This is a genomic window from Candidatus Zixiibacteriota bacterium (assembly GCA_014728145.1).
GTDB lineage: Bacteria > Zixibacteria > MSB-5A5 > JAABVY01 > JAABVY01 > WJMC01.
In genome coordinates this window covers 1-5624 of sequence record WJMC01000017.1, presented here as the reverse complement: position 1 = coordinate 5624, position 5624 = coordinate 1, and the positions used below count along the sequence as shown (strand labels likewise).

Annotated in this window: 4 protein-coding genes; 1 reads left to right on the top strand and 3 read right to left on the bottom strand. The window is 49.0% G+C overall.

Annotated elements, in window-relative coordinates; all coding sequences use genetic code 11:
• Positions 1 to 167: 167 nt before the first annotated feature.
• The 3 genes from GF404_00800 to GF404_00790 form a co-directional block, all read right to left on the bottom strand.
• On the bottom strand, positions 168 to 2840 hold the full coding sequence (locus GF404_00800; protein ID MBD3380711.1) for a hypothetical protein: 2673 nt from the start codon (positions 2838 to 2840) through the stop codon (positions 168 to 170).
• 184 nt (positions 2841 to 3024) lie between these two features.
• Entirely contained in the window at positions 3025 to 3549 is a 525-nt protein-coding gene (locus tag GF404_00795) for a hypothetical protein (protein ID MBD3380710.1), read from the bottom strand.
• 165 nt (positions 3550 to 3714) lie between these two features.
• Positions 3715 to 4749, bottom strand: coding sequence for a hypothetical protein (locus GF404_00790; GenBank protein ID MBD3380709.1), 1035 nt, complete (start codon positions 4747 to 4749; stop codon positions 3715 to 3717).
• 126 nt (positions 4750 to 4875) lie between these two features.
• On the opposite strand from GF404_00790, the gene GF404_00785 reads away from it, so the two are divergent.
• Positions 4876 to 5238, top strand: a complete 363-nt coding sequence (locus GF404_00785) for a carboxymuconolactone decarboxylase family protein (GenBank protein MBD3380708.1) — start codon at positions 4876 to 4878, stop codon at positions 5236 to 5238.
• The last annotated feature ends 386 nt before the right edge of the window (positions 5239 to 5624 follow it).

Here is a 5624-nt window from a genome sequence, read left to right as displayed (position 1 = left end):
TTGGCAATGACAAGAGTAAGGAAAGAAATTTGCTGGCCCAAATCATCGAATGCGACCAGAGCGGCAAACCGTTTGAAATCGTGGATGCAAATCCAAAAGGTTGTCCGATCCAGTAGTATTTTGAAAAGAAAGAGCCCGTCAATTTTGACGGGCTCTGTTTTCTTCATCTATTTTTGATCGGATATTAACTGTAAGATGCTGTGTGAATCGAGAGGTCCGAAATTCGTTTTGGCAGTCTCCTGCATCATGTACTCTGTTCCGACAATCCCTTTAATTTCAATATCCATATAGGCTTTGGCGCAAACCACTTCCCAGTCATCATCAGTGCCGTCGCCATCGGTGTCGATCGGTTCGCATTCGCAGTTAGCCCAGCCGGGCAATGTGGCTGTAACTGCGCCTTCGATCTTGTCAGTGATGTTATTTCCAAACGAGGTGAACACCATATTTCCCATATTGCCCACTCCGCATTTGCATTTGCTGTCATAGTATGGTCCGGCCGGCCATCCGAAGAACATCGGATCAGTATCCGATCCACCTGATTCCGTACACAAAAACCTGCTGGTGATATAGACGGCGGTACCGCCCATATTTGTGCCACGACAGACAGCATCGGAGATCGAGCCGAGATTATAATAGTCGCTTTCCCTGACCTTGTCCAGGTTGATAATGAGCGTGACCAGGTCTTCGGTAGCTACCTTTTCGGCAACAATTAAGATGATGTCGGCTGACGATCCGGTGGGGCAGGCCAAACCGCTCTGTGAGGGATCAACCACCTTGGAGAAACTGATCCGTTCGAAATCGATATTGTATTGTGATTCGTAACTGCCGTCGAAATCCATATCGACGTAAAAACTTATGCTCATGCTCAGGATCGGTTTCAACACCAGGTCATCCATCTTCATGACCTTGTCCTCCGTCACAGTCACCTTGACGGAATCATTGTAATAGTCCTCGTGTTCAACTACGACATACCATGTCCCCGGTGAGACCCGCAGTGAATACTGACCGTCGGCTTCGTAGTAAGATTCGCTCCTGTTTTCTCCCCCGACTTCCCTGATACGCAGGTTGACTTCTTTGGTAAACAGGCTGTCGCTCAGGTCATTGCCGATCTTGACTTCATTTAAAATGCGACCCTCTACGGTGGCGGCGATTTTCTCCATTTCGATGTTTTTGGTCAGGATCCTGTCCTTGACGATTGTGACATCTGCCTGTCCGGCATTGTAACCGGTTTTTGTTGCCTGCAGGGTTTTTTCTCCGACAGTGATGTTTTCGAAGTAGAAACCACCATCCTCGTCGGTGGTGTAGCTATGCCAGGTGTCGATCGGGTTCTGGTCGTCGCCCAAAAGATTCACAGTGGCACCCTTGATCGGGGCACCATTGTCCTTGTCGTAGACACCGCCGGTGACATTGCCGAAATCGCCGATCTCTTTCCAGATCTTGAAGCTGGTCTTGAAACGGCTGGAGGTGAGTCCGGTCCAGGTTTTCGCTACCGAGGTCAGGTTGTTACCGATCATGACCCCCATAACCGGTGCTGAAACAGCTGGTGTGACTACCAGGCCGGTCAGGCGACCGAGTGCTTCTTCGCTGAATGTGTAGCCGGCCTGCTTGAGCCAGAACTCCCGGTAGGCCGGATCGTAGGCAAATTTGTAAAGGACCTGCTTGGCAAAAGTGTAAAACAGTTCGCCATATTTCTTCTGTTTAATCAGTTTGGTGATATCTGCCATGAACTTGACATCACCGGTGATAAAGCTGAGTAACTGAATTCCCCAGTGATCGTCATAGGACTGCTTCAGCCCGGTCTGGATATCGAAGCTTTTGGAGTTGCCGTAAAGCGAGAGGATATGACCGCAGAATTCAAAGATGATCGTTACGCCTCCGGCGGTTATCGCCATATCTTTTTCATCATCGCCCAGGTTGTCCCACAGGTTGTCAGCGTCGCTATCGAACCCGAAGCCATAAATATGGACTCTCTGTGTATCGGCTCCCCCGGGTACAGTCAGGTTAAACTTGGTTGTGGAGGGCGCCCAGGGAACACCATCCTTGATAAAATCGAACATGGTGCCGTTGGGAGGCAATAGCTTCTTGGTACCATTCGGGAGAAGCATATAAGCCCAGCGGCCGTAGGCATTGGTGACTTCGAATTCAGTTCCGCTCTTGTGCTTTATCTGGTGGCCACTGGAGTAAACAGGTGAGATGATCGTGCCGTCATTAAATAGATTCACGAGTTTGCCGAAACGTTCTTTCTGTAATGTGAGATTCGTGTCGGCAACATCCGGAAACTCCTCGAAATAAGCTAAAACGACATCGACAACCGCCTGTTGAATCTGCTGATCTTCGGTTGCCAGTGCTTTCGGATCGGAGGCAAGTTTGCTCGACAGCAGGTTTTCGAGGGCTGAGAATTCGGGCAGGTCCTCGATCATCTCCAGAGAAGTCGAACAGGCCTCGGCATCAGCCAGGCAAACCATAGGATTGAGATAAACCAGCGCCAGCGCGGTGGAACGCAAGTTTACACGATTTGTCATATTCTCGCGAGGATCGGCGACCACTGACATTAGAAGCGGAACAGAATCGGTCAGGTCGGTGGCGATCATCAGGCCAGGTACTCCCTGGTTACCGGTGATAGTGAAATTCTCGCTTGAATCGAGGGTCGTTGTGCTGTTGCCAAATCCGATTTCGACACTGTCGAGGTCGATCCCGCTCTGGCTGACAAACTCAATTTCTCCGTTTAAGTCAACCGCGGTGTATCCCGGGCCGGTGGAATCACCCCCCGAACTGCAGGTTATAATTGCAAAGACGATCAAGCAGATGCCGACTGTTACAAGGGGCAGATATGTTTTCATGGCGAAATCCTCCGGTGGGTATGGGCTTTAGAGAATATCTCGTTTTTATCTTTTAAAATATAGCACCGTAAGGCGACGATGTCAATTTTTGCACTACATAAAATACAGAAGAATTGCGCATAAAAAAAACGCCTTCCAGAAACTGGAAGACGTTTTATTCAGGAGTCGAGACTGTTACAGAAATTTACATTTTCTCGTCAGACTTCTTTTCGTCGGCCATGACGGTTTTGTCAGCTTCGAGTTTAGTCTTTTCGACTTTGATCTTCTCGCCGTCGCAAGTCTTACCGGTTACCGGGCAGACCTTGTCGGTAGAAGCCGAGGCCTTCTTGGCGGAAGTGTGTGTGCACTCATCGCTTTTTGCGGAAGCGGTCTTGACAGCTGAAGACTTCTCGCCGTCACAGGACTTCTTGGCGGCGGCCATCTTGGCGGCAGTTACCGGGCAACTGGACTTGCCGTCAGAAGCGGTCTTGGTGGCGGAAGCCTTCTTGACAGAAGAACAACTGCCATCAGCCTTTTTGACAGAAGCGTTCTTAACAACAGAAGCATCCTTGCCGGCATCAGCGGTCTTGGTCGAGCCCTTATCGCCACAGGCATACTTCTTGGAGGAAACCTTTTCGGCATTGGCGGTCTTGTCACCACCGCAGGCAAAAGCTGACACGGCTGAAATCATCATGACAGCGACAAAAATCGCAAAAACTTTCTTAAACATTTTGACCTCCTGAGTCGGTTAGTAGATTTTGAAATAAGACTATTATTCTCTTGTTTAGAGTGTTAAACGGAAATCAACCTGAAATAGTTTCCAAAAAGTGTAAAAAAATGAAATATTTAGTTGGCAGACAATGGGTTGTGGATATAACCGGTGATTATGGGTGGTTTACTCTTGTGCCGTATCCTCTTCTGATTCAGTATCTTCGGATTCGATCAGGAGGGTTTTATCGACCTGCCAGAGACCATCCTTTTCGCTTAAAACAAACTCGTAATCGTTGGTGTTTTGTGGATCGATATGGATTCTGACCAGCGCGGTGGCATAATTCCGCATGAAGATCTTTTCGATTTCCTTGATGTCGATATGTGGAATAGTGCCGTCATAGAAGCCTTTATACCGCTGGCGGTCATAGAACCAGAGCGGTGACTTGGTGATTACCAGGGGCATCGGGAAGCCCACGAACTCCGGAATATCCCATTCCTCGGACAATGATACATAAAAGGGATACGATTCCTTAAGGGTGGTGATGCCGAAAAACCGGCTCCAGGCCTGATCGATTTCGATTTCAAGTGTGTCCAGCCCGGAGGAGACCAGGATTTCCTTCAAGATAATCTCAATAATCTTATGTTTTGTTGTCTGCGCGATCGGCTTGGAATGCGGGCACATATCTCTGCGGTCGAGTTTGCCGTCCAGATCGGTATCCGGAAGGCGATTAGACAGCAAAAGCTCGGCCTCGACATTGTCGGGAATGCTGTCGATATCGCGATCCGCCCTCAAATCGTTAAGCGCATACGACAGCTCGAGTTCGTCCTTGTAGTCGACAAACTCGGCCAGACCGAGACCATGGTCGGGAAAATACTCAGGCGCAATCTCGTAATATATGAAAAACAGGCTGTCATTTCTGACCTCGAAATCGAGATCCTCGAAATAGTAGGCATTTTCTACCAGCAACGGGTTGACCCATTTCTCCCGGTCGGTTGAGTTGACTATCCAGAGGTTGTGTTTGCCGGAATACCTGCGCGAGACAAACAGTCCCCAGTATGTTCCGGACTCGTCCTGGCGGATATATGACGGCTTGAAATCCTCCGGCGGATCCCAGAAGAGCAGGTTGCGGGGAGGGTCCTCGACTATGAGATCATCACCGCATCCGGCAATAATTGCGGTGAATAATGCCAATAGAATATAAATCAGCCGTTTGCTCATAAACCTTATTATATGCCTGAAAGCCGATCTGGCAAGAAAAGAAACTTGCCAGAAGCTTTCGTGTTTGATTGATTTACAGGTTATAACCGACGGATCAATAATAAGTTTTGTTTAATTGGAGGTTTTATGGGCGATAGACTGGAGAGATTCAAAACTGAACGAGAGCGTCTCAATAAACTGATACTTTCGACTGAGAACACTCACATAAAACGTTTCTTCACACTCGATAACGCGGTTTACAGCGACGGTGCCCTGTCAACCAGGGTCAAGGAGATGATGGGGCTGGTGGCTTCGGCTGTTCTGCGCTGCGATGACTGCATCAGCTACCATGTCGACCGATGTTTTGAGGAGGGTGTAACTCGTGCGGAGTTCGATGAGCTGATCTCGATCATACTGGTTGTGGGGGGATCGATTACTATCCCGCATGTGCGCCGGGCTTATGATCTGTGGGCAGAACTCGAGCAGGAACGCCGGAGAAACACGGTCTGATTTTTGGATTTTGAGGAGGGTAATCTTCGCACGGCAGATGTGGGCGTCTGCCGGGCACTATTAGTATCGTCATCCTGAGGAGGAATCACGCTTGGGCGAGATTACGACATGAGGATCCCGACTATTGTTATGGCAGGTCTTGAGTTCTTGACTTTAGTCGGGAGATTGTGACCTGCCATTAAAATCCAATGATCGAGATTTCTCAGCTCGTCCCCCTATCAAGATCAGTGTCCTCGGTCAAAATGACGACTGCGTGTCCATGTCATTGCAGGGAGTGCAGGGACGAAGCAATCTGATACATCAAGCGCGCCGAGCTTCTTGCAGTTGCTCGCGATGACAGGAGTGTTACAAACAATCGTCAGGTGACAATTCAGGCTCAGGAGTCT